Source organism: Salinivibrio sp. AR647 (assembly GCF_001995415.1).
In the GTDB taxonomy this organism is placed as follows: Bacteria; Pseudomonadota; Gammaproteobacteria; order Enterobacterales; family Vibrionaceae; genus Salinivibrio; species Salinivibrio costicola.
Window position 1 is genome coordinate 101,363 of sequence record NZ_MUFE01000001.1, and the last position, 26,541, is coordinate 127,903.

22 protein-coding genes and 6 tRNA genes are annotated in these 26,541 nt (G+C 50.6%); 1 reads left to right on the plus strand and 27 read right to left on the minus strand.

Annotated elements, in window-relative coordinates; all coding sequences use genetic code 11:
- Positions 1-14 precede the first annotated feature (14 nt).
- The 17 genes from BZG76_RS00460 to BZG76_RS00540 form a co-directional block, all read right to left on the minus strand.
- Positions 15-2,864, minus strand: a complete 2,850-nt coding sequence (locus BZG76_RS00460; RefSeq protein WP_077459772.1) for a M16 family metallopeptidase — start codon at positions 2,862-2,864, stop codon at positions 15-17.
- A 10-nt stretch (positions 2,865-2,874) separates the two neighbouring features.
- On the minus strand, positions 2,875-3,297 hold the full coding sequence (locus tag BZG76_RS00465; protein WP_021022072.1) for a YqaA family protein: 423 nt from the start codon (positions 3,295-3,297) through the stop codon (positions 2,875-2,877).
- Between the two features lie 5 nt (positions 3,298-3,302).
- On the minus strand, positions 3,303-4,259 hold the full coding sequence (locus BZG76_RS00470; protein ID WP_077459773.1) for an NADP-dependent oxidoreductase: 957 nt from the start codon (positions 4,257-4,259) through the stop codon (positions 3,303-3,305).
- 208 nt (positions 4,260-4,467) lie between these two features.
- Positions 4,468-5,598, minus strand: coding sequence for a sodium ion-translocating decarboxylase subunit beta (locus BZG76_RS00475; protein WP_021022074.1), 1,131 nt, complete (start codon positions 5,596-5,598; stop codon positions 4,468-4,470).
- Positions 5,599-5,607: 9 nt separating this feature from the next.
- Positions 5,608-7,410 (minus strand): sodium-extruding oxaloacetate decarboxylase subunit alpha, encoded by a 1,803-nt coding sequence (oadA, locus tag BZG76_RS00480; protein WP_077459774.1) that lies wholly within the window; start codon positions 7,408-7,410, stop codon positions 5,608-5,610.
- Positions 7,411-7,441: 31 nt separating this feature from the next.
- Complete coding sequence (locus BZG76_RS00485; protein ID WP_021022076.1) at positions 7,442-7,690, minus strand: oxaloacetate decarboxylase subunit gamma; 249 nt, start codon at positions 7,688-7,690, stop codon at positions 7,442-7,444.
- Positions 7,691-8,172: 482 nt separating this feature from the next.
- Positions 8,173-8,249: transfer RNA gene (locus BZG76_RS00490), tRNA-Arg, on the minus strand.
- A gap of 26 nt (positions 8,250-8,275) precedes the next feature.
- A tRNA-Arg gene (locus tag BZG76_RS00495) sits at positions 8,276-8,352 on the minus strand.
- Between the two features lie 56 nt (positions 8,353-8,408).
- A tRNA-Arg gene (locus BZG76_RS00500) sits at positions 8,409-8,485 on the minus strand.
- 42 nt (positions 8,486-8,527) lie between these two features.
- Positions 8,528-8,620: transfer RNA gene (locus tag BZG76_RS00505), tRNA-Ser, on the minus strand.
- An 8-nt stretch (positions 8,621-8,628) separates the two neighbouring features.
- Positions 8,629-8,705: transfer RNA gene (locus BZG76_RS00510), tRNA-Arg, on the minus strand.
- A 24-nt stretch (positions 8,706-8,729) separates the two neighbouring features.
- Positions 8,730-8,822 (minus strand) — tRNA-Ser (locus BZG76_RS00515).
- A gap of 197 nt (positions 8,823-9,019) precedes the next feature.
- The gene (gene csrA / locus BZG76_RS00520; protein WP_021022078.1) at positions 9,020-9,217 is read right to left on the minus strand and encodes a carbon storage regulator CsrA; all 198 of its coding nucleotides are present in this window, start codon (positions 9,215-9,217) and stop codon (positions 9,020-9,022) included.
- Positions 9,218-9,658: 441 nt separating this feature from the next.
- The gene (alaS, locus tag BZG76_RS00525) at positions 9,659-12,241 is read right to left on the minus strand and encodes an alanine--tRNA ligase (protein WP_077459775.1); all 2,583 of its coding nucleotides are present in this window, start codon (positions 12,239-12,241) and stop codon (positions 9,659-9,661) included.
- Between the two features lie 128 nt (positions 12,242-12,369).
- Positions 12,370-12,837, minus strand: a complete 468-nt coding sequence (locus BZG76_RS00530; RefSeq protein WP_241824024.1) for a regulatory protein RecX — start codon at positions 12,835-12,837, stop codon at positions 12,370-12,372.
- Positions 12,837-13,886, minus strand: a complete 1,050-nt coding sequence (recA, locus tag BZG76_RS00535; protein WP_021022081.1) for a recombinase RecA — start codon at positions 13,884-13,886, stop codon at positions 12,837-12,839. Before recA ends, BZG76_RS00530 begins: the two co-directional genes overlap by 1 nt.
- Positions 13,887-14,017: 131 nt before the next feature.
- Positions 14,018-14,503: a CinA family protein gene (locus BZG76_RS00540; RefSeq protein ID WP_021022082.1), complete on the minus strand. Its 486-nt coding sequence runs from the start codon at positions 14,501-14,503 to the stop codon at positions 14,018-14,020.
- A 139-nt stretch (positions 14,504-14,642) separates the two neighbouring features.
- Here BZG76_RS00540 and mutS point away from each other — a divergent pair, with 139 nt between their 5' ends.
- Positions 14,643-17,189 carry a DNA mismatch repair protein MutS gene (gene mutS, locus BZG76_RS00545; RefSeq protein ID WP_198532287.1) on the plus strand — a complete coding sequence of 849 codons (2,547 nt, stop codon included), beginning with the start codon at positions 14,643-14,645 and terminating at the stop codon, positions 17,187-17,189.
- 134 nt (positions 17,190-17,323) lie between these two features.
- Here the strand turns inward: mutS and rpoS are convergent, their stop codons facing one another.
- From rpoS to BZG76_RS00595, 10 genes are all read right to left on the minus strand, one after another.
- Positions 17,324-18,298, minus strand: coding sequence for an RNA polymerase sigma factor RpoS (gene rpoS, locus BZG76_RS00550; RefSeq protein WP_077459777.1), 975 nt, complete (start codon positions 18,296-18,298; stop codon positions 17,324-17,326).
- Between the two features lie 104 nt (positions 18,299-18,402).
- Positions 18,403-19,350 carry a peptidoglycan DD-metalloendopeptidase family protein gene (locus BZG76_RS00555; protein ID WP_077459778.1) on the minus strand — a complete coding sequence of 316 codons (948 nt, stop codon included), beginning with the start codon at positions 19,348-19,350 and terminating at the stop codon, positions 18,403-18,405.
- Between the two features lie 34 nt (positions 19,351-19,384).
- Positions 19,385-20,005 carry a protein-L-isoaspartate(D-aspartate) O-methyltransferase gene (locus tag BZG76_RS00560; RefSeq protein WP_077459779.1) on the minus strand — a complete coding sequence of 207 codons (621 nt, stop codon included), beginning with the start codon at positions 20,003-20,005 and terminating at the stop codon, positions 19,385-19,387.
- An 85-nt stretch (positions 20,006-20,090) separates the two neighbouring features.
- Positions 20,091-20,828, minus strand: a complete 738-nt coding sequence (surE, locus tag BZG76_RS00565) for a 5'/3'-nucleotidase SurE (protein ID WP_077459780.1) — start codon at positions 20,826-20,828, stop codon at positions 20,091-20,093.
- Positions 20,812-21,843: a tRNA pseudouridine(13) synthase TruD gene (gene truD, locus BZG76_RS00570; RefSeq protein WP_077459781.1), complete on the minus strand. Its 1,032-nt coding sequence runs from the start codon at positions 21,841-21,843 to the stop codon at positions 20,812-20,814. The genes surE and truD overlap by 17 nt, the downstream gene beginning before the upstream one ends.
- Positions 21,840-22,319: a 2-C-methyl-D-erythritol 2,4-cyclodiphosphate synthase gene (gene ispF / locus BZG76_RS00575; RefSeq protein WP_077459782.1), complete on the minus strand. Its 480-nt coding sequence runs from the start codon at positions 22,317-22,319 to the stop codon at positions 21,840-21,842. Before ispF ends, truD begins: the two co-directional genes overlap by 4 nt.
- Complete coding sequence (gene ispD / locus BZG76_RS00580; protein ID WP_274532490.1) at positions 22,319-23,032, minus strand: 2-C-methyl-D-erythritol 4-phosphate cytidylyltransferase; 714 nt, start codon at positions 23,030-23,032, stop codon at positions 22,319-22,321. The genes ispF and ispD overlap by 1 nt, the downstream gene beginning before the upstream one ends.
- A gap of 42 nt (positions 23,033-23,074) precedes the next feature.
- On the minus strand, positions 23,075-23,353 hold the full coding sequence (gene ftsB, locus BZG76_RS00585) for a cell division protein FtsB (RefSeq protein WP_021022088.1): 279 nt from the start codon (positions 23,351-23,353) through the stop codon (positions 23,075-23,077).
- Between the two features lie 159 nt (positions 23,354-23,512).
- Complete coding sequence (gene eno / locus BZG76_RS00590; RefSeq protein WP_077459783.1) at positions 23,513-24,811, minus strand: phosphopyruvate hydratase; 1,299 nt, start codon at positions 24,809-24,811, stop codon at positions 23,513-23,515.
- A gap of 74 nt (positions 24,812-24,885) precedes the next feature.
- Positions 24,886-26,520 carry a CTP synthase gene (locus tag BZG76_RS00595; protein WP_021022090.1) on the minus strand — a complete coding sequence of 545 codons (1,635 nt, stop codon included), beginning with the start codon at positions 26,518-26,520 and terminating at the stop codon, positions 24,886-24,888.
- Positions 26,521-26,541: the final 21 nt, after the last annotated feature.

A 26,541-nucleotide genomic window follows, 5' to 3' on the forward strand; every position in this document is an offset into this window, starting at 1 on the left:
TTATCCAACCGGTATTAACGGTAATCTAACGCCAAGCTATTGACTGGCAAGCCAAGTTGACGCAGATCCCCTTCCAAACGCTCTGCATCGCCGACCACGATGATTTGGTAGTCGTTAGGATCGAACCAGCGCGATGCTTGGGCATTTAGTTGTTGGCGTGTCAGTGAATACAGCATGGCTTTTTGGGCTTCACGATAGTCGTCATCCAAATTAAACGCCTCAATGTGCGCAATCAAGCCCGCTTTTTCCCACGGTGTTTCATAATTGAGTGCATCCTGCTGGCCGCTCGATTGACGTAAATAGGCAAGCTCTTGCTCAGTAAATCCATTTTCGTGCGCGTGGGCCATTTCTTTCCAAAGCTCTTTAATGGCCTCGGCACTGGCATCCGCACGCACATCGGCACCGACTTCAATGGTCCCAGTTTGACGACCACCATACACAGCACTGTGGGCGCCATAGGTGTAACCTTTATCTTGGCGTAAGTTTTGGTTGATGCGGGCATTAAAGTTTCCGCCGAGATTAAAGTTAGCTAAGCGGGTTTTAAACATGGGGCCGGTTGCGTCGTAAGGCATGCCATGACGTATCATACGAATACTGGTTTGTGGCGCTTGTGGTTTATCCACTAACCAAATTTGTGGACTTTTTTCGTCTCGAGGCACGGGCCTTGCAACTTGAGCATGCCCCTCAGGAGTCGGTTGCCAAGCTTGAATCCGGTTAGCGAGATTGATCGCATGCTCACGGGACAAATCACCCACCACGACAAGCTGACTTTCTTTCAACACATAATGCTGTTGATAAAAGCGTTTAACGTCGGCAAGGGTGAGTGCGGCAACGTCTTCTGCCACACCACCTTGCGGGGCACGGAAGGTTGCATCTTGATAAAGCAATTGGCTAATAGCCTGATCTGCCAACCAGCCCGCATCGTCGGCGCGTGACGCCATTCCCTCTAATGCTTGTTTTTTGAGCCGCTCAAAATCTTGCTCCGCAAACGTCGGTGCACTGATCACCTTATTCACTAATTGAAGCGTCTCTCCCAGATGCTTTTTCAAGGATGTCACGGTCAATGTCGTATGATAAGCCTCTGGATTAACACTCATCTGACTGCCAAGCTTATCTAGCGCTTGGGTTAATTCCGCGGCCGACATTCCCGCGCCGCCTTCTGTGATCATACTAGCCGTGAGCTCGGCGATACCACGCTTATCATTCGGCTCCATCAACACACCTGCCGGCAAGCGAAGTTGCAAGGTCACCGTGGGGGTCTCGCGACTGACGGTGCCTGCCAGGTGAATACCATTGTCGAGCTCCGCGCGATAAATAGTAGGAACATGGACAGTCACGCTTCCATTCGGGGGCGGGATCAGGCTGCGGTCAAAGCGTTCAGGCGTGTTGCGTAACGCCAGTGTATCCGCATTATTTTGGCTAGCGACGTGGCGATAATCAGGGCGCTGATAGACAAAGTTTGCCGGATGAGCGACCAAATCTTGACGCCCTTCAGGCACCACACTGAGGTTAACCGCAGGTTGATTGCTTACCCACTGTTGATAACTGTCCATCACCTTTTGAGGCGTTACAGCATCCAAACGGGCTAGGCGTTGTGTCAGTATGCTTGCGTCGCCATGCAACGTATAGTCACTGGCTAGTTGTTCTACTTTGCCATCGACGCTTTGTAGGGCAAAAATGTTATCCGCTTCTACCATGGCTTTGATTTGGCTGATATCGTCTTGGTCAACGCCTTGCGCCGCAAATGTCGCCATGCTCTGGCGCAGTAGCGTGCGCACCTCAGCTAACGACTGATCTTGACTGCCGACACCATAAATTTCGAAGGTGCATGCAAGCTCACCGCACTGATGCGATGCGCCTGCACTAAGCAGTTTTCCCGTTTGCACCAATGATTGGTAAAGGACACTATCTCGCCCTTGTCCCAACACATTGGCCAGGACACTCAGACGCGTACTGGTGTCTGTCTCAGGCGTACTGGTGGGGAAGCTCATGATCAAAACAGGCTGCGACACTTTATCTTCTAAAGTGACAAATCGATCGGCTTCCAGAGTGACAGGCTGAGGGTCTGCCGCGGGGATAGTTGGCCCTTGCGGGATGTCACCAAAGTACTTTTTCACCCACGCTAAGGTTTGTTGTACATCAATATCCCCACCAATGGTCAAGGTGGCATTGTTGGGACCGTACCAACGTAAAAAGAATTGCTTGAGGTCATCGACATCAACGCGGTCTAAATCTTCCACGTAACCAATCACCGGCCATGAATAAGGATGACCTTCGGGGTATAGCGCTTGATTAATGGTTTCGTTAACGCGGCCATAGGGAACATTGTCTATCCGAAAGGCTCGCTCGTTTTTCACCGTATCACGCTGCACTTCAAACTTACGCTGTGACACGGCATCCAACAGAAAACCCATGCGATCGGATTCTAACCAAAGTACACGTTCTAATTCATTAGCCGGCACCGTTTGATAATACTGGGTGGTATCGCGGTTGGTCGAGCCATTGTTATAGCCACCGACTTCTTTGATACGCTTACCATGATCGTCAACGTGTTCTGAGCCTTCAAACATCATATGTTCGAAAAAGTGCGCAAAGCCCGATTTGCCAGGCTCCTCACGCGCAGAGCCAACATGATAACGCATGTCGACACTGACTAAGGGATCGGAGTGGTCTTGGTGCAGCAAAACAGTCAGCCCGTTATCGAGCGTAAACTGTTGATAAGGCACTTGGGCACTGCCCGGTAGTGGCGAGACTGTTTTTATCCAGGTCACCCCCTTTGGCGTAGCAGGAGGCGATGTTTCCAGTCGCTGACACCCTGTCAGAACGGATAAAACGAGAACAGCGACGAACAATAAGCGTTGCATATGATGATTCCTACCCAGTGACCCAATTAAATGACCAAACAATAACCATGTAACGCGATGCTTTGGCGATAAAGATAACCGCCCAACACCATGATTGACGCAAACGTAGCCAACCGGCGACCACGCACAAAGGGTCGCCAATGATGGGGACCCAACTCAATAATAAAGCCGCATAACCATAACGTTGCAGTCCCAAGTGCGCACGACGATGCCAGCGTTGGTGCGGCTGATAATCCGGAATCCAACGGCCGATGGCATAGTTGGTCATGCCTCCAAGGGTGTTTCCGACGGTCGCAATAGCTACAATTACGCCATCAGCAAACTGTTGCTGAGTTAATAAGTAAACCAAATTCGCTTCTGAACCACCTGGCAACAAAGTGGCACTCAAAAAGCTGGTAACAAACAGTGTCGCCAACGCCGACCAGTCGTCCATGGTTGTTACGACGACGGCATTTCTAATACTCGCTTACCGCGTGTATGACCAGACTCGAGCGCTTTATGGGCTTGCGCCCCTTGTTCTAGAGGGTAGACAGCGGCAATATCAATATGAAGCTCGCCTTGATCAAGCATGTCAAGCAAGCGCTGAGTTTGCCAGGTGTTGGGCTCAACCAACATCCCCGTGGCTTTTAATCCTCGCTCGGCCGCAGCAGCGGTGATCATATCACGTGTATTGGTCGGCACCGTGACCACACGTCCACCGGTTTTTAGGCTCGCAAGTGCTTCAATGCCCGTATCGCCACCGACCAAATCAATCAGTACATCAAACTCGCCCTGCGCTGTCGCCCAATGTGCCTGGTGATAGTCTATCGGTTTCGCATCCAGCTGGCGCAAAAATTCATGGTTGCCCGGCGATGCTGTCGCATACACCTCAGCCCCCGTTCTTACTGCTAATTGTACCGCAAGGTGGCCCACTCCCCCGGCCCCCGCCAAAATCAGTATTTTTTCGTCACGGGCGAGTTTGACATGCTCGAGCGCTTGCCACGCCGTGAGCCCGGCAAGTGGTACCGCGGCAGCATCCACCATTGGGACACTGGGTGGTACCGTGGAAAGCAGTCCGGCGTCGGCAGCCACATACTGGCTATATCCCCCTCCCTCGGTCGGGAAACCAATCATTCCTGCCACGCGATCCCCCACATCAAACTTACTTTCGTTGGTGCCGTTTGCCACCACCACACCGGCCACATCGTAACCGGGTACCCAAGGCAGCTTATCTTGGTTATGTTCCGCCGCCCAACCCAGTCCGGCACGGGTTTTAGCATCGATCGGGTTCACGCCCGCGGCTTTTACCTGAATTAACACCTGCTCTTCCGACGGTGAGGGGATAGCACGGTTTACTGGGGAGAGAACCTCTGGCGCACCGAATTCGGTAATCGCAAGAGACAAGTTATTCGACATATTGACTCCTTTCGCATGCCATTATGCTTTCATGGCGCAGGTAATAAATTTGATAGCGCAGATAATAAAAAAGCACAGGGTCATCGCAACGCGTAAACCCCTAGTCTTAACAAAAACAGCGACAGACTCAATGCCTGCCGCTGTTTTCTTTTCACTGTTCACGTGTTTTGTTTTTGCTACGGTTTGTCTCTATATTCACATCGCACGGCTATCCGACTAACGCCAACAATATCCCCGCTGCGACAGCAGAGCCAAGCACGCCAGCCACATTCGGTCCCATCGCATGCATCAGCAGGAAGTTATGTGGATTGGCATCCAGTCCAACCTTATTCACCACGCGCGCAGCCATTGGCACGGCAGAGACGCCGGCCGCGCCAATCAGTGGGTTGATAGGATCGCGGCTAAACCGGTTAAGCAGCTTCGCCATTAAGACGCCCGTTCCGGTGCCGATGCTGAACGCGACCGCTCCGAGCACCAAGATCCCCAAGGTTTCAAACTGAAGAAACTTATCCGCTTCTAGCTTGGAACCAACGGCAAGCCCCAAGAAAATGGTCACAATGTTGATCAACTCATTCTGCGCAGTACTCGATAACCGATCGACGACGCCACACTCACGCATCAGATTGCCCAGACAAAACATACCAACCAAGGGCGTTGCGGAGGGTAAGAATAAGATCGTCATCATCAAGACCGCTAAAGGAAACAGCACTTTCTCCGTTTTCGAGACATGACGCAGCTGTTTCATTTCAATTTGGCGTTCTTGTGGCGAGGTGAACAACTTCATGATCGGCGGTTGAATAATTGGCACCAACGCCATGTAACTATAGGCTGCGACTGCAATCGCGCCAAGAAGATCCGGCGATAGTCGGCTAGCCAAGAAGATGGCCGTCGGCCCATCCGCACCACCAATAATCGCAATTGATGCTGCATCTTGAAGGCTAAATTCCATGCCTGGGACCAGATTGAGCAAGATAGCACCGAACAAGGTAGCAAAAATGCCAAATTGCGCCGCCGCCCCTAAAAGCAAGGTACGCGGGTTAGCAATCAAGGCACCAAAGTCGGTCATCGCCCCCACCCCCATAAAGATCAATAACGGGAAAACCCCCGTATCAATCCCGACATGGTAGACGTAATACAACAAACCGCCCGGCTCGTTAAAACCCGCGTTGGGAATATTCGCCAAGATTGCCCCAAACCCGATGGGCAACAGAAGCAAAGGCTCAAACCCACGTCGAATCGCAAGAAAGAGCAGCAGACAACCGACGGCCATCATCACCAGCTGTGGCCACTGGAAATTCGCCAGTCCAGTTTCCGACCACAGGATCATTAATCCTTCCATGCTGCCCTCTTATCCTAAATGTAAAAGCGGCATGCCGACAGTCACGGCGTCGCCTTCTTTTACTTGTACATCTTGGACAGTGCCAGCATGCGCAGCCCTGACTTCGGTTTCCATCTTCATCGCTTCTAGGATGATCAGAACGTCACCTTCTTGTACATGCTCACCGGCGGTCACCATGACTTTAAAGATATTACCCGCTAACGGTGCGGTGACTGGCTCTGCGTGGGTAGATGCCGGCTGTGACACCGGGGCACGCGGTGCTGTAGGCGCATTGTCGACATCGTTAGCAGTTTGGATCGCGCCTAGTGCGCCATCGGGACCGACATCCACTTGATACACCTGGCCATTAACGCGCACGCTGTAAGTTTCAACCTCAACTTGGCTCGCTGGGCTAGCCGCGGGCGTTGCTGGCGGCGTGGAGTCTCCGGTGGGTACCGGTTCAAACGCATCAGGATTGCCACGATTTTGGAGGAATTTCCAACCCACTTGTGGGAACAAGGCGTAAGTGAGGACATCGTCAATCGTCTCTTCCGCCAAACTCACACCTTCTGTCGACGCTTTATCGGTTAATGCCTGCGTCAAGTTTTCCATTTCGGGGGCTAATTTATCCGCCGGACGGCAGGTAATCGCTTGTTCACCGTCAAGCACGCGCGCTTGTAATTTTGCATTGACCGGTGCGGGGGCTTTTCCATATTCGCCTTTTAACAGCGCAGCAGTCTCTTTAGTAATGCTCTTATAACGCTCGCCGGTCAATACATTAATGACCGATTGCGATCCGACAATTTGTGAGGTCGGCGTAACTAAGGGGATATATCCTAAGTCTTCACGCACCCGCGGGATTTCGTCTAAGACCTCATCCATTTTGTCAGCCGCGCCTTGTTCTTTAAGCTGGCTTTCCATGTTGGTCAACATACCGCCGGGCACTTGCGCGATCAAAATACGTGAGTCGACGCCTTTTAACTGCCCTTCAAATTGGGCGTATTTTTTCCGCACGGTACGGAAGTAAGCCGCAATCGATTCAAGTTTATTCAGGTCAAGATGAGTTTCACGCTCGGTGCCTTCAAGCATCGCAACAACGGTTTCAGTCGGGGTATGCCCATAAGTTTGGCTCATTGAGGAAATGGCCGTATCCAGGACATCTAACCCCGCTTCTACTGCTTTAACCGCCGTTGCTGTTGATAACCCTGTGGTCGCATGACAATGCAGCGACAGGGGAATATCACAGGTCGATTTTATGCGGCTCACGAGCTCATACGCTTCATAAGGTTTAAGCAGGCCGGACATATCTTTGATGCACAGAGAGTGACAGCCAAGATCTTCCAACTGCTTGGCTAAATCGGTCCAGGTATCCATGGTATGCACAGGGCTAGTGGTGTAAGAAATCGTTCCCTGAGCGTGGGCACCTACGTCCACTGCCGCACCCACAGCGGCTTGAAAGTTACGCACATCATTCATGGCATCAAAGATGCGGAATACATCCATACCGTTGGCATGAGCACGTTCAACGAACTTGTATACCACATCATCGGCGTAGTGGCGGTAACCCAAGAGATTCTGCCCACGTAAAAGCATTTGCATCGGGGTATTAGGCATGGCTTTTTTAAGCTCTCGCAACCGTACCCAAGGATCTTCACCCAAATAGCGAATACAGGCATCAAAGGTCGCGCCACCCCATGTTTCTAATGACCAGAACCCAATCTGATCGAGCTCGGCGGCAATCGGCAACATATCGTCCAAACGCAGACGTGTGGCAAACAACGACTGATGGGCATCACGCAATACCACATCGGTAATAGCTAACGGCGTAGACATAACAAACTCCTTTTTATATGTGCCTTACCACTCAACGATGGCGTTGGCGGTACTGCTGGACAGCGACAGTGATCGCGGCAACGACATCGGGCGATACGTTTTCCGATGCAGGTTGTGCGTTAGGCTTAGCGGGTGCCTTAGCAGCAGCTGGCGGGGTCGGGTCACCAAAACGTTCTAGTTGGTGGACCAAAAAAATCAACGTAGAAAGAAACACAAACACCACAACCATACCGGTCAGCATCAGCGTCAGTGCTTGTTCTAAAAGCGGGCCTAAATCCATGGTTGTCTTCCTTGTTACTCACTCTTACTGGCAATGATGCGCGGATGGCCCGTTATTATTCATTTATCTTGGTGGCCATTTCATCATCGGCGTTCAAAATACTAACAATTCGCATAAATGACAATCTCGTGTTGTGTTTTTGTTACCTGACAACACGGGTCATGATGCACTCATCGCACGCGAACAACCGCCACTCGTAAAGGCGTATTTATCTCGTCCAAGTCCGTTAATCGCGCGATGAAACGTCCTGGTACATAGAGGGTTTTGACGGTTTGGCTATTAATAGAGGCGCACTATGCCATTTTTGGAAAAAGCGTTTTTCCAGTATCACAACACGCTGTCCAATAGCGATAGCGATAGCGATAGCGATAGCGATAGCGATAGCGATAGCGATAGCGAAAATAATAAACAGAAAAGTCGATTTGGGTGACAATGAAAAGATAGCGAAATGGAAATAAGGAGAAGGAAGAGGTAATGCAAAATGGCGCGTCCGGGAGGATTCGAACCTCCGACCGCCTGGTTCGTAGCCAGGTACTCTATCCAGCTGAGCTACGGACGCGCTGACGGATTTGCATAGATTGAAGATGGCGCGCTCGGGAGGATTCGAACCTCCGACCGCCTGGTTCGTAGCCAGGTACTCTATCCAGCTGAGCTACGAGCGCGTGTCGTCAATCTTGTGTTCATCCTGAACGGTGTTGCGGGTCTTCCATGGAGGTGATGGCGCGTCCGGGAGGATTCGAACCTCCGACCGCCTGGTTCGTAGCCAGGTACTCTATCCAGCTGAGCTACGGACGCACATCTTTTACTGCAATTATCACAAGGCAGGCTTGTCGATAATGGCGGTGAGGGAGGGATTCGAACCCTCGATACGGCTACAAACCGTATACTCCCTTAGCAGGGGAGCGCCTTCAGCCACTCGGCCACCTCACCGCAAGTAGTGGCGCGTCCGGGAGGATTCGAACCTCCGACCGCCTGGTTCGTAGCCAGGTACTCTATCCAGCTGAGCTACGGACGCGCATCTATCTTGCTTGCAACAACATGGCGGTGAGGGAGGGATTCGAACCCTCGATACGGCTACAAACCGTATACTCCCTTAGCAGGGGAGCGCCTTCAGCCACTCGGCCACCTCACCGTCGCTGCGGGTGCACATATTACTTTGAGCCAGATATATGTCAAACACTTTTCGGGGAAAAGTCGCCTTGTTACTAACAAATGGACAATTATTACCCACCAGGTGTTTTTATTGTTGGTTTTATCGCCGTTTCATTTTGATTTTATGGGAAAACCAACCATAAAAAAGGCCGACCCTGGTCGACCTCTTTTGCTTTGTTAGTAGTCGTTTTGACTACCGGCTGGCGCGCCTTTTTCGGCTTGAATACGCATGTAGATCTCTTCGCGGTGTACAGAGACATCTTTCGGTGCATTCACACCAATACGTACTTGGTTACCTTTTACACCCAACACAGTGACGGTGACTTCATCACCAATCATCAAGGTTTCGCCAACACGGCGAGTCAAAATCAGCATGCTTCTACTCCTTGAGTATCAATCTTTTATTTATTCAATTAGTTTCTGAGCCAGATAACCCGCCAGCGTATCGGCTCGCTATCTGCAATCGTTGGATTATTTCCCTGCTCGTGATGCCAATGCGGGAGGTTTTGTTACCCGCACTTCACACTATGGCCGAATTATCACACCATATCCAGAAAAGGGCAGAGAAATTTACTGTTTTATCATCATACCGTTAGCCATAAAGGCGCGTGATCTGAGACAACAGAGTAAGAGAAATCAGTGTTGCACTGGTCAGCAAAGCGATAAAATGTAAGCGATATCACCGCTCAGCACGACACATCGCCTAAGGCGTTGCACTATACAGAATCAAAAAAAAAGTGCAATTATTAATCTAGATCACAAAAAAAGGCCGCGCATGGCGACCTTCTTGACTTTTCTTAAATGCTTTTTAGCGAATTATAACCGCTCGGCAAGCCAAGCATCGACAGCGGCTAACGCGCTGGGTAATGCGCTTACATCGCTACCACCCGCTTGCGCCATATCAGGGCGACCACCGCCTTTACCACCGACTTGTTGCGCGACAACATTGACCAGCTCACCCGCTTTCACTGTACCGGTGAGATCTTTGGTCACACCCGCAATCAAGCCTACTTTATCGTTGGCGACATTGCCGAGAAGCACAATCCCGCTCCCCATTTGGTTTTTGAGATCATCAACCATACTACGCAGTGCCTTGTTATCTGCCCCATCGAGTTGGCTGATCAGTACCTTAGTGCCATTGATTTCGCGCACTTGATTAATCAATCCAGCGCTTTCTTGTGCTGCGAGCTTTTGCTTCAGTTGTTGGATTTGCTTCTCCAACCCTTTAGCTTTGCCATGCACTTCATCCAATTTGGCCTCGTAGTCGGCTTGGGTTTGGTACACATTATCTATCGCCGCTTGACCTGTAATAGCCTCGATACGACGAACTCCAGCTGCAATACCTGCCTCTGAAACGATTTTGAACATACCAATGTCGCCGGTACGATTGGCATGCGTGCCACCGCAAAGCTCGATGGAGAAGTCGCCCATACTCAATACGCGCACTTCGTCGTCGTATTTCTCACCAAACAATGCCATCGCGCCTTTTTGTTTCGCAGCGTCGATATCCATGACTTCCGTTTGTACTGCATTGTTCGCGCGAATTTGCTCATTAACGATACGCTCTACCGCTTTTAGCTCATCGGCAGTCACAGGCTCTAAGTGAGAAAAATCAAAGCGCAAACCATCAGCGCGCACCAAGGACCCTTTTTGCGCAATGTGATCGCCGAGCACCTCACGGAGCGCTGCATGTAACAGGTGCGTGGCTGAGTGGTTCATGGCCACCGCATGACGACGCTTGGCATCGACTTGCGCGGTTGCCTGCGCGCCAACACTTAGCTGTCCGTCGGATAAAGCACCATAATGAGCAATCGCCTGCCCGATCTTCTGGGTATCCGTTACCGTGAAACGCCCTTCGTCGGTATCAATGATGCCTGTATCACCACACTGACCACCGGCTTCGGCATAGAAAGGGGTGTGGTCGAGGATAACCACCGCGTGATCGCCCGATGCCAGATGGTCGACCGATTCACCCTCCACGAAAATCTCAGTGATCTGACCTTTCGCCTCTGTGCCTGTGTAACCGCAGAAATCAGAGCCGTGGTCGACTTTAATCGTTTGGTTATAATCGGTGCCAAATTGACCGGCTTCACGCGCGCGTTGACGCTGAGCGTCCATCGCCGCTTCAAAACCAGCTTCATCAATGCGGTAACCGCGCTCACGCGCGACATCGTTGGTTAAGTCCGCTGGAAAGCCGTAGGTATCGTAAAGCTTGAAGACGGTCTCGCCATCCAACTCATCGCCATCCACTTTATCTAACGCTTCTTCTAGCATTAACATGCCGCGTTCAAGAGTACGACTAAAGTTGTCTTCTTCAATTTTTAGGACTTTTTCAACCATGGTTTGCTGCGCACGCAGATCTTCGCCGGCCGTGCCCATGATGGTGGCCAACGGCCCCACCAACTTGTAGAAGAAGGTGTCTTTGCTGCCTAACTTATTACCATGACGCACCGCACGACGAATAATTCGACGTAACACGTAGCCGCGCCCTTCGTTAGAAGGCATCACACCATCGACAATCAAATACGCACAAGATCGGATATGATCAGCGACCACACGCAAAGACTGATTGGTCAGGTCTTCAACGCCGATGATGTCAGCCACTTGCTTAATTAATTGCTGGAAAACATCAATTTCATAGTTGGAGTGCACGCCTTGCTTAATCGCGGCGATACGCTCAATCCCCATTCCCGTATCAACTGACGGTTTAGGGAGGTTCTCCATGGTGCCATCAGCTTGTCGATTGAACTGCATGAAAACGATGTTCCAGATCTCAATGAAGCGATCACCGTCTTCTTCAGGCGTACCTGGAGGTCCTCCCCAGATATGCTCACCGTGGTCGTAGAAAATTTCACTGCAAGGCCCACAAGGTCCGGTATCCCCCATTTGCCAGAAGTTGTCTGACTCATACGGCTTTCCGCCTTCTTTATCGCCGATACGCACAATGCGATCCGCCGGTACACCGATGGTGTTATGCCAAAGATCAAACGCTTCGTCATCAGTGTGGTAAATGGTCACCAACAGTTTTTCTTTTGGCAAACCGATCGTCTCGGTCAAAAACGCCCACGCATAAGCAATCGCGTCTTTTTTGAAGTAGTCACCAAAACTAAAGTTACCGAGCATTTCAAAAAAGGTGTGATGACGAGCGGTAAAGCCTACATTTTCAAGGTCGTTATGTTTACCGCCGGCGCGCACACAACGTTGTGCTGAGGTCGCACGTGTGTAGTCTCGCTTCTCGGCCCCTAAGAAGGTGTCCTTAAATTGGTTCATGCCTGCATTAGTGAACAACAGTGTTGGGTCGTCGGCAGGGACGAGCGATGAGCTAGGCACAATCTGGTGCCCTTTGCTTTCAAAGAACTTGAGAAACGCTGTACGGATCTCATCAGTGCTCATATACATTGGCTAATCCTGATAATCGAATATTGCGTTAGCAACCGGTTATGGTAATGACGCGATGGGAGCATCGTATTGTTTACGCCATTGTAAACAACCGATCGCGTGGGGAAAAGAGACAGAGTAGGATTGGTTTAGAAATGCGGGTCGATATCGTCGTCATTCAGCGCGTATTGGATTTGATCAAAGTTAAAACCGCGCGATTGTAAAAAACGCATGCGTTTCGCTTTCACCTTGTGCTCAACAGGAGGAAGACGGCCATCTAGGTCAGCATACTTACGTATCGCTGTTTCTTTGGCGAGTAGGTACCAATCCACTTCAGCGTCTTGCTCTGCGCGGGCTAATAGCTCAATATCAACGCCTTTACGTTTCGCATCTTGGCAGATACGCAACCAGCCATGGTGTTTGTTAATCCCCTGACGCAACAAGCTGGTAGCAAAGCGCGCGTCATCTAACCAGCCTCGTTCTAAGCAGTCATTAATACTGAGGGTAATTGCGTCGTCATCAAATCCGCGTTGAGACAATTTTTGTGTTAGCTCGTGGACAGAGTGATCGCGGCGAGCCAACAGGCCCACCGCTATTTCTTGGCACGATGCCGCCATTACAGCTTCTCGTCCTCAGTATCTGCCTCAACGTTGGCGTCTACAGCTTCGTTGTTCAGGCCTGGCTGCAGCAACATCTCACGCAAGGTAGTGTCAATTTCTTCAGCAATATGGGGGTTTTCTTTCAGGTATTTACATGCATTGGCTTTACCTTGGCCAATTTTATCGCCTTTGTAGCTGTACCAAGCTCCGGCTTTTTCTACCAGTTTATGTTTCACACCCAGATCCACCAGCTCGCCCTGCAAGTTAATGCCCTGACCATAAAGAATTTGGAACTCTGCTTGTTTAAACGGTGCGGCGACTTTGTTTTTTACCACTTTGACGCGGGTTTCGTTACCCACCACTTCATCGCCTTCTTTAATCGCACCAATGCGGCGAATATCTAAACGGACCGATGCATAGAACTTCAATGCATTACCGCCTGTGGTCGTTTCTGGGTTACCAAACATCACACCAATCTTCATCCGAATTTGGTTGATAAAGACCATCATGGTATTGCTGTTTTTGATGTTGGCGGTCAGCTTACGCATTGCTTGTGACAGCATACGCGCTTGCAGACCCATGTGGGAGTCGCCCATTTCGCCTTCAATCTCAGCTTTTGGCGTCAAGGCTGCGACCGAATCGATAACAATCATATCAACGGCCCCGGAACGCGTCAGCGCATCAGCAATTTCCAAAGCTTGTTCGCCAGTATCGGGCTGAGACACCAACAGGTTATCAATATCGACACCCAGCTTGCGCGCATAGATTGGGTCGAGTGCGTGTTCCGCGTCAATAAACGCACAAGTCTTGCCCTTTTTTTGTGCTTCAGCGATGGCTTCTAGGGTCAATGTCGTTTTACCTGATGATTCAGGTCCATAGATCTCGATGATACGACCAAATGGTAGGCCACCTGCACCTAGCGCAATATCCAGAGACAAAGAGCCGGTCGATACGGTTTCGATGTCCATGGTACGGTCATCACCCAGACGCATGATTGAGCCTTTGCCAAATTGCTTTTCGATTTGCCCGAGTGCGGCTGCGAGCGCCTTTTCTTTGTTATCGTCCATTTCGGTCTCCAGGAAATAAAACGCTATCTCTATGAGATAAAAGCTATCATTAATGGGGCTAAGTATACTGTCCATTTATACAGTGTCTAGCCCTGTTTAGAAAAAATCTATCGGATGCGACACGCCTCCGATTATGGCGACAATCGCTGTAGCGCAAATGAGAGTGCATGTTCAATGGTTTGTTCACGCACGGCGCGCCGATCACCATCAAAATGACATACTTCACTATCCGTTTCACCATTGTGCCATGCCCAAGCAAACCAAACAGTACCGATCGGTTTATCATCGCTACCACCACTCGGTCCTGCAACACCACTGACCGCAATCGCTAATCCTGCGTTAGCCTCGGCCAATGCACCTTCCGCCATCGCGCTGACCACAGGCTCGCTCACTGCGCCATACTGGGCCAGTAAATCCGTGGGGACATGAACTAATGCTTGCTTTGCGGTGTTGCTATAGGTAACCCATGCCTGCTGAAACCACTGCGAGCTGCCTGGCACATCGGTCAGGCAATAGGCAATACCGCCGCCGGTGCATGACTCCGCGGTAGTCACGGTTAATTCTGTATCCAATAGGGCATCACCCAAACGCTTTGCCAATGAGAATAAAGGGTCCACTGCGCACTCCTTTTTATTGGGTTGAGAAACCTGCACCACAACTTTACCCCTTGCGGTCCGATCACGTATTCTAACGCCCTTAACGTTCCATTTTGCAGGTCTAGTCGTGACAGTACAAGCGCTCGAAAAGCACACTCCCATGATGCAACAGTATCTCAAACTTAAAGCGCAGCATCCTGAAGAGCTGCTCTTTTATCGTATGGGAGATTTTTACGAACTCTTTTACGACGATGCCAAACGCGCCTCTCAATTATTAGATATTTCGTTGACCAAACGCGGCAGTTCAGGCGGTGAACCGATCCCCATGGCAGGCGTGCCCTATCATGCCGTGGAAGGCTATTTAGCCAAGTTGGTGCAATTGGGTGAACCCGTTGCCATTTGCGAGCAAATTGGTGATCCTGCCACCAGTAAAGGCCCGGTTGAGCGCCAGGTGGTACGCATCGTGACACCGGGTACCGTCTCTGATGAGGCATTGCTGAGTGAACGCGTCGACAACCTAGTGGCCGCATTGACGTGCGATAACGACCAGTTTGGCTTTGCAACCTTAGATATCACCTCTGGGCGATTCGTTCTGACTGAGCCGACAACCTATGAGCAGATGCAGGCGGAATTGCAGCGTACTCAGCCTGTCGAACTCTTGTATCCAGAGGACTTCCCCTACCCCGATCTCTTATCGGTGAGCCGCGGTGCAAGACGCCGTCCAATATGGGAGTTTGATTTAGACACGGCACGCAGCCAATTGACCGGCCAGTTTGGTACGCGCGATTTAGTTGGCTTTGGCGTCGAGGACTGCTCTCTTGGGCTAAGCGCGGCAGGCTGTGTTTTACAATATGCTAAAGAAACGCAGCGTACGGCACTGCCTCACATTCGTGCCATTGTTAAAGATCAGCAAGATAGCTCTGTCGTGCTTGATGCTGCAACACGACGTAACTTAGAAATCACCCAAAATCTCGCCGGTGGCACCGATAACACGCTGGCCGAGGTGCTAGACCAAACCACGACACCGATGGGCAGCCGTTTACTCAAACGCTGGTTACATCAACCCTTGCGCGATCGCCAAGTGCTCAATCAGCGCTTAGATGCCATTGGCACCCTGCTAGACAATAGCTTGTACACGGATCTTAGCGACGCCCTCAAGCCGGTGGGAGACATTGAACGTGTCCTTGCTCGCTTGGCCATGCGTTCAGCGCGCCCGCGTGATATGGCAAGGCTACGTACTGCATTGGCGCAGCTACCTGAGGTGCAAACATTGCTCACCGAGCTTGACCACAGTGCCTTCTCCGATCACCAAAAAGCCACCACTCCGATGCCGGAGTTACACGATCTACTCACGCGGGCCGTCGTCGACAATCCACCGGTAGTGATCCGTGATGGCGGCGTGATTGCGCCAGGGTACAACGCGGAACTGGATGAGTGGCGCGACTTGTCCGAAGGCGCATCACGTTACTTAGAAGAACTAGAAACCCGCGAGCGCGAGCAACATGGCATCGACACGCTGAAAGTGGGTTATAACCAGGTGCATGGTTTTTATATTCAAATCAGCCGCGCGCAAAGTGATCGGGTACCTGCGCACTATATTCGCCGTCAAACGCTTAAAAATGCCGAGCGCTACATCATCCCAGAATTAAAAGAGCATGAAGACAAAGTATTAAGCTCTCGGTCTAATGCGTTGGCGCTCGAAAAACGCTTATGGGACGAATTGTTTGATCAGTTACTGCCACATTTGGCGCGATTACAGCAAGCGTCAGAGGCGTTATCCGCGTTAGATGTATTGTGTAACCTCGCGGAGCGTGCTGATAGCCTCAACTATCATCGCCCAACATTGACCGAACAACCGGGGATCGATATCGAAGCGGGTCGACACCCGGTGGTTGAGCAGGTCATGACGGATCCATTTATCCCCAACCCGATCACATTAAATCCTGAACGCCGCATGCTGATCATTACCGGTCCGAATATGGGGGGTAAATCTACCTATATGCGTCAAACAGCCTTGATCACCTTGCTAAGTCATATCGGTGCCTATGTGCCCGCCGAGCACGCCACCATTGGACCTGTTGATCGTATCTTTACCCGTATTGGCGCGTCCGATGACCTTGCCTCAGGGCGTTCGACATTTATGGTAGAGATGACAGAAACCGCGAACATTCTTCACAATGCCACGGCCAACAGCTTGGTGTTAATGGATGAAATTGGACGCGGCACCAGTACTTATGATGGCTTGTCCTTAGCATGGGCCAGTGCCGAGTGGCTGGCAGAAAAAATCCATGCCATGACCCTATTTGCCACACATTACTTTGAGCTCACCGAACTGCCAGGACAAATGGAAGGCTTGGTCAACGTTCATCTAGATGCGATGGAGCATGGCGATGAAATCGCCTTTATGCACGCGGTACAAGAGGGAGCAGCCAGTAAATCTTATGGTTTAGCAGTCGCAAGCCTGGCCGGGGTTCCCAAACCCGTCATTCGCCGCGCCAAACATAAGTTGGCCCAACTCGAGCAAAGCGGCCAGCACACGGCAAATACCGAACAGTCGGTCGGTAAAATAACACCGACGCAATTGCCTTTGCTCCCCGAGCCCAGTGAATTAGATCATGCAATTGATGCATTCAATCCAGATGAAATGACCCCGCGTCAGGCCTTAGATGCGCTTTATGCCCTTAAAGCATTGCAGCAATCACGTTAATCACGCCAGGTGAAGCCATTCGCATTGATTATCGCGCGTTAATCATCACCAAAGCATCGATGACCGCACAACAAAAAACGGGACAGCCTTTGCTGTCCCGTTTTAATGTTGCGCTATGATTTGGGTAGTATTGTCTATTGTTCGACATTAAAGAGCGATTCAATACTTAGCCCTTGATGGGTCAGCATGTCGCGTAAACGACGTRGGCCTTCCACTTGAATTTGACGAACCCGCTCACGGGTTAGGCCAATTTCACGCCCAACATCTTCCAGCGTAGAGGCTTCATGTCCCAGAAGACCAAACCRGCGCGACAACACTTCGCGTTGCTTCGGATTCAGCTCCTGTAGCCATTGCACAATCGATTTCTTCATATCATCGTCTTGCGTGGTGTATTCAGGGCCATCCTGCTTTTCGTCAGGGATGATATCCAACAGCGCTTTTTCTGAGTCACCACCAATCGGATTATCCACAGAGCCAATACGTTCATTGAGGCGGAGCATACGATTTACATCTTCAACCGGCTTATCAAGCTGCGCGGCAATATCTTCCGCTGTCGGCTCATGATCTAGCTTTTGCGCTAATTCACGGGCAGTACGCAGATACACATTCAACTCTTTGACGACATGAATAGGCAGACGAATAGTACGCGTCTGGTTCATAATGGCACGCTCAATGGTTTGGCGAATCCACCAGGTTGCATAGGTTGAAAAACGGAAGCCGCGCTCTGGGTCAAACTTTTCTACGGCACGGATCAGGCCAAGGTTCCCTTCTTCAACCAGATCCAATAACGCTAGCCCCCGATTCGAGTAACGACGCGAAATTTTAACCACCAATCGCAGGTTACTCTCAATCATACGTTTACGCGCAACCTCATCACCCCGTAGCGCTCGACGTGCATAAAGCACCTCTTCTTCGGCGGTAAGAAGTGGTGAGAAGCCGATTTCACTTAGGTAAAGTTGGGTGGCATCAGAGGCTTTGGACGTGGCTGCTTGTTGCTGAACAGCCTCTTCGACTTCTTCGGCCACCTCTGTGGCTTGCGCCTCAACGGTGTCCAATTCCACGTCTTGATTCAAGCCGTCCAGTTTTTTTGCGGTATTTGTTTGGCTCATAGCGCCTCCCTTATGACGTAGCAGCAAAGCAGAATGTGTTTCTGCTTTAACCGGCCCCGTCACATCGGTGGCTGCAGCGTTATCACTTTGGTTTTGCCCCTGTGCTAACGCTTTGGCAGATAATGCAACGGATTGACCGATTTTCCTTTGTAGCGAATTTCAAAATGCAACCGAACACTGTTTGCACCAGAACTGCCCATTGAAGCTATTTTTTGCCCCTTCGTGACAGCTTGGCCTTCTGAAACATAAAACGAATCGTTGTGCGCGTACGCACTTAGATAATCATCATTGTGTTTCACTATTATTAATTTACCGTAACCTCGAAGCGCGCTTCCGGCGTAAACGACTTTTCCATCTGCCGCTGCCTGAATACGTTGTCCTCGTTGCCCAGCAATATCTATGCCCTTATTGCCTCGCTCTGTACTAGAAAATCGGGACACCATTCGGCCTTTTGCTGGCCATTGCCAGGTAATCTGTTGGTTAGATACGCTAGCGGTCCGCTTATTAACAACTTTTTTACTTTTTTCTTTTACTTGACTGTACCCCGCTGAAGGGTCCGATTCAACGTCTTTTGTGCGTTGAGTCGCGGTTTTTGACTTCTTTTTCCCCTCGAATTTGCCAGGATCGGCGCCTTTTCTAGAAGATGCTGCTACCGACGCAGCACTTGCAGTGGCTTTTGTGGCAGCGGCCACAGAAGCGCCATTGGCGACGACCTCGGCAGCAGAAGAAGATGAGGAAGATTGCTCCCTAGTGGGCGATTTAGCCACATCGGGACGCTGATAAGCGGGCTTCCACAATGCCAGTGTCTGCCCGGGATAAATGGTGTAAGGAGGCTGTAAATTATTATGCTCGATGATATCGTCAATATCGCGATCCGTGATGTAAGCGATGTAGTAAAGCGTGTCGCCTTTTTTCACTTCATAATAGCTACCGCGATAGCTGCCTCTATCCACACTGGTGTAATCGGGCGTCACACTGGATACCGGTGCCGGTCCTCGCCAGGAACAACCAGATAAAAAAACCAATAGTGACAGAAAAAGCGCGATTTTCATCTATTTTAAAACACAGCTCCATCGCTCAGGCAGTTTATGCCAGTTCGCCCGCAACAAGGGGAACAAATTTAACCGATTCAACCATCTCGGTGTCGAATCTCGTTCCGTCACGCGTGACTTTCATCAGCGTTTGCTCAGCATCACCAATGGGAATCAACATCACACCGCCATCATTAAGTTGTTCACACAAAGCCTCCGGAATGTTGGCGGCTGCCGCGGTGACCATAATAGCATCATACGGTCCTTTACTCGGCCAACCTTGCCAACCATCTCCATGCTTGGTGGAAACGTTATAAATATCCAGCTGTTTAAGGCGCCGTTTGGCCAGCATTTGTAATTGTTTAATCCGTTCGACAGAATAAACATGATCGACCAAGTTCGCGAGGATGGCGGTTTGATAACCGGACCCAGTGCCAATTTCCAAAATGCGACTATCTCGTTGCAAATTGAGTAGCGATGTCATCTTAGCCACAATATAAGGTTGTGAAATGGTTTGTCCCCAACCAATCGGTAACGCATTGTTTCCGTAGGCCTGGTGGGTCATGGCTTCAGAGACAAACAAATGTCTGGGCACGGCTTGCATGGCATCTAAAACGTCAGTGTTTGTCACACCTTGTTGTTGCAAAAATTGAATAAGTGATTGCGCTTGACTCAACGTCTGCTTCCTTTATCACTGAGTTTGAATCGATAAATAAGGCTGCCGCCTCATTGCGGCTAGCCCAGTATGGCACGCGAGGGGACTACTCAGTCAGCCATTGCGAAAACACACCTAGCGTATCATGAGCGGTTAAATCCACTTGCAGTGGTGTGATAGAGACAAACTGCTCAGAAATCGCATGGAAGTCGGTTCCTGGTCCTGCGTCTTGTGTTTTACCCGGCGCGCCAATCCAGTATATCGGTTTACCTCGCGGATCGCCTTGTTTTATCACATCTTCTGCGTGGTGGCGGGCGCCAAGACGGGTCACTTTCCAACCCGCAAGACGGTCAAGAGGCACATCCGGCACATTAATATTGATCAAACGATGGTTCGGCGCCTCATGACGCTGGTTTTTCGCTAAAAACTGTTTCACCACATGTGCCGCAGTGTCAAAGTGTTGATGACCACAAAGTGAGACTGCGATTGCTGGCGCGCCGAGGAAAAAGCCTTCTGTTGCCGCAGCGACCGTCCCCGAGTACAGTACGTCATCACCCAAATTCGCCCCATGATTGATCCCTGTAATCACAAAATCGGGCTCCCACGGCAACAGCTCCCGCAGGGCTAAATGGACCGAATCCGTCGGGGTGCCTTGAACCGCATAACGTTGGGGACCCAGTTCACGTACCCGTAATGGATTTTCCAACGTTAACGAGTTGGAGGCCCCTGAGCAGTTACGATCCGGCGCGGCGACTACGACATCAGCAATACTCGATAACACCTCGGTCAATGTTTGGATCCCTTGCGCATGGTAGCCGTCATCGTTACTAATCAATATGCGCATCACGCTCTCCTTGTTCATTTGCAATCACAACTTCTCTCATCACTGCTGTCGCAAATGCCCCCGCAGGTAAAAAGAAACTGACGGTCAAGGTATCAGTATCGTGCGACCACGTCATGGCCTGAGGCAGTAAACGTATTAGGCGACGGTCATGACGCATGCGATTATCGCGAATCACCGCCAATAAATCTGGCTCTTGTTCTACCACATTTAACTCAAACTGCTCGGCGTCAGCGGTGGTCGGTAAAGCATTATCACCCGTCATCGGTGCAGTAATGGTTGGCTTTTGAAGACCGGCCTCGACCGTATTCGTTTGTTTTTGCTCGTCCATACATAAATCACCAGCCAGTGTCTGGTCAAACAAGCCAGCCTTTAATCGCGCAGAAACCACTTGATTAAACAACAACGCACGCGCAGCTGAGAGATAAAAACTACGTTTACTCTTATCCCGAACTTTACGCTCTCCACGCCCCCAAGCACGAGCTATCGCCACATTGTTGCCCTCGCGACCAAATCGCTGAGCGCCAAAATAATTAGGGACGCCCTCTTTAGCAATGGCTTCAAGACGAGGGAGCAATGCTTGCGGATCGGTAAGCTGACGAATACAGAGCGTAAACTGATTACCAATCAAATCACCCGGACGTAGTTTATGTTGATGCCGTGCGGTGCCCTCGATACTGACAACACCCGGATGGGTCTCGACAAACGCCGCTAAATCCGGATCATCTTTTCCTGGCAGGTGAACGCTGAACCATTGCTCTGTTACCGCATGGCGATCTTTTAAACCGGCCCAGCTGACTTGGCGCGAGGTAACACCACAGGCTTTTGCCAGCTCGTTAGCCACGTATTGCGTGTTTTCACCCCGCTTTTTAATTCGGACTAAAAAGTGCTCGCCTTGACCAGATGGCGTAAAACCGAGGGATTCTGAGACAATAAAATCGTCTGGAGAGGCTTTTAAGGTCCCGGACTGTGTCGGCTGACCATGTAAGTACGCTAAAGGTGCCAGTAAGTCTGTCATAGAGCCTCTTTATTCAATAAGACAACGGCTTCGCACGCGATGCCTTCTTTACGGCCAGTAAAACCAAGACGCTCTGACGTCGTCGCTTTGACGTTGACCGCGCCCGTTTCCACGCACAAGTCTTTTGCGATCGCCGCGCGCATCGCTTGAATATGCGGGCCCATTTTAGGTGCTTGGGCAATAATGGTGATATCCGCATTCCCGAGCTGATAGCCTTTCGCTCGTACTTTGGTGTAAACGTCTCGCAGTAACATCCGGCTATCGGCCCCAGCCCATTCTTCACAGGTATCTGGATAATGCTGGCCAATATCGCCGGCGGCAATCGCGCCCAGTAAAGCATCACATAACGCATGGAGGGCAACATCACCGTCTGAATGCGCGATCAGTCCTTGCTCATAAGGCACTGCCACCCCACCGATAATAACCGGGCCATCGCCCCCAAATTTATGCACGTCAAAGCCGTGTCCAATTCGCATCATGCTTGGCCTTCTTGTTGTGAAAGGTAAAACGCTGCAAGCCACTGATCCTCTGGATGGGTGACCTTAATATTGCTAGCACTCGCAGGCACCAAAATCGGATGTCCGCCGATCGCTTCAATCGCGGAAGCTTCATCGGTGACCTGATCACCGGCTATTTCCAGTGCGCATTTTAGTGTTTGAGTTAAAAACATTTGTGGCGTCAGGGCATGCCAAAGCGCTTCGCGCTCAACCGTATGTGCCACTTGTCCATCGTCATTCGCGCGCTTCATCGTGTCTCTCACTGGCGCCGCCAATAAGGCTCCGTCCTGATGAGATTGCGCGTGCGCGATTAGCGCATCAATGTCTGCATGCGTCACACACGGTCGTGCCGCATCATGCACCATGACCCACTGAGTTGTCACCGCTGCCAATCCAGCTTGTACAGAGGTTGCGCGAGTTAGCCCCCCGGTCACAACCTGCACATCGGCATGCTCACCAAGGCCAGTTTGCGCAAAGTAACCGTCGTTAGCGCTAATAGCAATCACCACCGAACTAATCGCAGGGTGTGCCAGCAAGCGCTCAACGGTATGTTGAAGCAGCGTTTTGCCTGCTAAAGTAAGGTATTGTTTAGGACAGTGAGCCTGCATTCGCCGTCCCACCCCGGCGGCAGGGACCACGGCACTGATACCCGACCGCAAAGCGCCAGGCTGCAAAGAGGTTTGTTCGACCACAAGTTATCTTCTTTGTTAGTACCGCCTGCAGGCGGTAATCGGTTATTGTCTTGTATCGACCAATCGGAAAAATGTTTCGTCGGGTTTGATCATGCCAAGCTCGTTACGTGCGCGCTCTTCAATCGCTTCTTGACCGCGTTTTAAATCCGCAATCTCCGCGTACATTTGTTGATTACGCGTTACGAGTTTTTGATTGGCCTGCTGCTGCACGGCGACATTAGCTTCAATTTGCCAGTAATCTGTCACACCATTTTTGCCTAACCATAAATCGTATTGTAGCCAAACAAGCGTGAGAAACAGCGCAACCGATAGCAGCCTCATACCTGTACTCCTTCCTATATCGGCTCGACGTATTTGCACAATAGAATTCTAGTCGCATAGGCTAGCGGATCAGGTCGCTGGTGTCATGGTTTTCCTAAACGAAAAAAAGCCGCGCCGTTAAACGGCGCGGCTTTTCTAATAAAAGTGTCTAAGTGCCGATTATTGGCCTTTCACTTCTTTTAGACCGTTAAACGGTGCTTTTTCACCCAGCGCATCTTCGATGCGGATAAGCTGGTTGTACTTAGCAACGCGATCTGAACGGCTCATCGAACCGGTTTTGATTTGGCCTGCTGCAGTACCCACCGCTAAGTCAGCGATGGTTGCGTCTTCAGTTTCGCCTGAACGGTGAGAGATAACCGCCGTGTAACCAGCGTCTTTCGCCATCTTGATTGCAGCCAGCGTCTCAGTCAATGAACCGATCTGGTTGAATTTGATCAAGATAGAGTTCGCCACACCTTTGTCGATGCCTTCTTTCAGGATCTTAGTGTTAGTCACGAACAGGTCATCACCGACCAGCTGAAGCTTGTCACCCAGCAGTTCGGTTTGGTGCTTAAAGCCGTCCCAATCAGACTCGTCGAGGCCGTCTTCGATAGACACGATTGGGTACTCTTCAGCCAGCTTAGCAAGATAGTGGTTAAACTCTTCTGAAGAGAAGGTTTTACCTTCACCTTTCATGTTGTAGATGCCTTGCTCTTTGTCATAGAACTCAGACGCTGCACAGTCCATTGCTAAAGTAATGTCTTTACCCAGCTCGTAGCCTGCTTGCTCAACCGCTTCTTTAATCGCAGCGAGTGCTGCTGCGTTTGACTCTAGATTAGGCGCAAAACCACCTTCGTCACCAACAGCAGTGCTTAGGCCTTTGGCTTTCAGTACTTTGGCAAGGTTGTGGAATACTTCTGCACCGATACGCAGCGCTTCTTTTAGCGTCTTAGCACCGACTGGCTGGATCATGAACTCTTGGATATCAACGTTGTTATCCGCGTGCTCACCACCATTCAGGATATTCATCATTGGCAGAGGCATAGAGAACTGACCCGCAGTACCGTTTAGCTCAGCGATATGCTCGAACAAAGGCATGCCTTTTGCCGCTGCCGCCGCTTTGGCGTTCGCCAAAGAAACCGCGAGGATAGCGTTAGCACCGAACTGAGATTTGTTCTCGGTACCGTCGAGATCGATCATCACTTGGTCGATATCCGCTTGCGCTTTAGCGTCTTTACCCAGCAATGCTTCTGCGATTGGGCCATTCACAGCTTCAATCGCTTTCAGTACGCCTTTACCCATGAAACGTGACTTATCACCGTCACGCAGTTCTAGTGCTTCGCGAGAACCCGTAGATGCACCAGAAGGAGCTGCTGCCATACCAACGAAACCACCTTCTAGGTGAACTTCCGCTTCAACGGTAGGGTTACCGCGTGAATCAATAATTTCACGACCTAGAACTTTAACGATCTTAGACATTGTGATTCCTCTCGTCTGTCATTGTTTTTAAAAATAAAGAGCGGCCGCCTTCTGGGCTACCGCTCGAATGTCGTTTATAGCTCACCGCGCTGTTTTTTGCCTGCCGCAGCAACAAATCCAGCAAACAGTGGATGGCCATCACGCGGCGTTGAAGTGAATTCCGGGTGGAACTGGCACGCCACGAACCAAGGATGTGCTGGGTTTTCAATGATCTCTACCAGCTTTTTATCGGCAGACAGACCAGAAACTGACAATCCTGCTTTTTCTAGCTTAGGACGTAGCAGATTATTCACTTCATAACGGTGGCGATGGCGCTCATGGATTTGGGTATTGCCGTAGAGCTGATGCGCTTTCGAACCTTCAGCTAAGTGGCAAAGCTGCGCGCCTAGGCGCATGGTGCCACCAAGATCTGACGTCTCGCTACGCTCTTCCACTTTGCCTTCTTCATCGACCCACTCAGTGATCAGGCCAACGACAGGATAAGGGCTTTCTTGGCTAAACTCAGTCGAGTTAGCGCCTTCCATGCCGGCGACATTACGTGCGTATTCAATCAACGCCACCTGCATACCAAGACAAATACCCAGATACGGCACATTGTTTTCACGTGCATATTGTGCCGCAAGGATCTTACCTTCAATGCCGCGGTCACCAAATCCACCAGGGACGAGAATCGCGTCCAAGTCCTTCAGCATTTCACTGCCGCGGGTTTCAAGATCTTGTGAATCCACGTACTTGATGTTGACGGTCAGGCGATTTTTCAACCCACCATGTTTTAACGCTTCATTGACGGACTTGTACGCATCCGGCAATTCAATGTACTTACCGACCATACCAATGGTGACTTCACCCATTGGGTTGGCTTCTTCGTAGCTCACTTGCTCCCATTCAGACAAGTCAGCTTCTACGGCTTCAATGCCAAAGCGCTTGCACACCAAATCGTCCAACCCTTGCGAACGGATCAACGATGGGATCTTGTAAATAGAGTCGACGTCTTTCATGGTGATGACCGCTTTTTCCGCCACATTACAGAACAGCGCAATCTTAGCGCGTTCATTGGCAGGAATTGGACGCTCACTACGGCATACCAGCACATCCGGCTGAATACCAATCGACAGAAGCTCTTTTACTGAGTGCTGGGTCGGCTTGGTTTTTACTTCGCCTGCCGCAGCCAAGTAAGGCACTAATGTCAGATGCATGAACATGGCATGTTCGCGGCCCACGTCTACCGTCAACTGACGAATCGCTTCCAAAAATGGTAATGATTCAATATCACCGACCGTTCCGCCGATCTCGACGATCACAATATCGTGACCTTCACCGCCTGCGACGATGCGATCTTTGATCGAGTTGGTAATATGTGGGATCACCTGAATCGTCGCCCCCAGGTAGTCTCCACGGCGCTCTTTGCGCAGTACATCCGCATAAACACGGCCAGAGGTAAAGTTATTACGCTTGGTCATTTTAGTGCGAATGAAGCGCTCATAGTGACCGAGATCAAGGTCAGTCTCTGCGCCGTCTTCCGTGACGAATACTTCTCCGTGCTGGGTAGGGCTCATTGTCCCTGGATCCACGTTAATATAAGGGTCGAGTTTCATGATGGTGACGTTAAGGCCACGCGCTTCAAGAATGGCTGCTAATGAGGCTGCAGCAATACCCTTACCGAGGGAGGATACAACACCGCCCGTAACAAAAATGTAGTTCGTCGTCATGCTAAACCTGAGAGTTGGATT

Excerpts from the sequence above, each read along its gene's own strand:
- ftsB (WP_021022088.1), bottom strand. The coding sequence starts at position 23,353 with ATGAGGCTGCTATCGGTTGCGCTGTTTCTCACGCTTGTTTGGCTACAA.
- ispF (WP_077459782.1), bottom strand. The coding sequence starts at position 22,319 with ATGCGAATTGGACACGGCTTTGACGTGCATAAATTTGGGGGCGATGGC.
- eno (WP_077459783.1), bottom strand. The coding sequence starts at position 24,811 with ATGTCTAAGATCGTTAAAGTTCTAGGTCGTGAAATTATTGATTCACGC.
- BZG76_RS00470 (WP_077459773.1), bottom strand. The coding sequence starts at position 4,259 with ATGTCGAATAACTTGTCTCTTGCGATTACCGAATTCGGTGCGCCAGAG.
- BZG76_RS00485 (WP_021022076.1), bottom strand. The coding sequence starts at position 7,690 with ATGGATTTAGGCCCGCTTTTAGAACAAGCACTGACGCTGATGCTGACC.
- BZG76_RS00530 (WP_241824024.1), bottom strand. The coding sequence starts at position 12,837 with ATGGCGGCATCGTGCCAAGAAATAGCGGTGGGCCTGTTGGCTCGCCGC.
- surE (WP_077459780.1), bottom strand. The coding sequence starts at position 20,828 with ATGCGCATATTGATTAGTAACGATGACGGCTACCATGCGCAAGGGATC.
- BZG76_RS00465 (WP_021022072.1), bottom strand. The coding sequence starts at position 3,297 with ATGGACGACTGGTCGGCGTTGGCGACACTGTTTGTTACCAGCTTTTTG.
- BZG76_RS00475 (WP_021022074.1), bottom strand. The coding sequence starts at position 5,598 with ATGGAAGGATTAATGATCCTGTGGTCGGAAACTGGACTGGCGAATTTC.
- oadA (WP_077459774.1), bottom strand. The coding sequence starts at position 7,410 with ATGTCTACGCCGTTAGCTATTACCGATGTGGTATTGCGTGATGCCCAT.
- BZG76_RS00460 (WP_077459772.1), bottom strand. The coding sequence starts at position 2,864 with ATGCAACGCTTATTGTTCGTCGCTGTTCTCGTTTTATCCGTTCTGACA.
- BZG76_RS00555 (WP_077459778.1), bottom strand. The coding sequence starts at position 19,350 with ATGAAAATCGCGCTTTTTCTGTCACTATTGGTTTTTTTATCTGGTTGT.
- mutS (WP_198532287.1), top strand. The coding sequence starts at position 14,643 with ATGATGCAACAGTATCTCAAACTTAAAGCGCAGCATCCTGAAGAGCTG.
- alaS (WP_077459775.1), bottom strand. The coding sequence starts at position 12,241 with ATGTATATGAGCACTGATGAGATCCGTACAGCGTTTCTCAAGTTCTTT.
- recA (WP_021022081.1), bottom strand. The coding sequence starts at position 13,886 with ATGGACGATAACAAAGAAAAGGCGCTCGCAGCCGCACTCGGGCAAATC.
- truD (WP_077459781.1), bottom strand. The coding sequence starts at position 21,843 with ATGACAGACTTACTGGCACCTTTAGCGTACTTACATGGTCAGCCGACA.
- BZG76_RS00595 (WP_021022090.1), bottom strand. The coding sequence starts at position 26,520 with ATGACGACGAACTACATTTTTGTTACGGGCGGTGTTGTATCCTCCCTC.
- csrA (WP_021022078.1), bottom strand. The coding sequence starts at position 9,217 with ATGCTGATTTTGACTCGCCGTGTTGGCGAAACCTTGATGATTGGTGAT.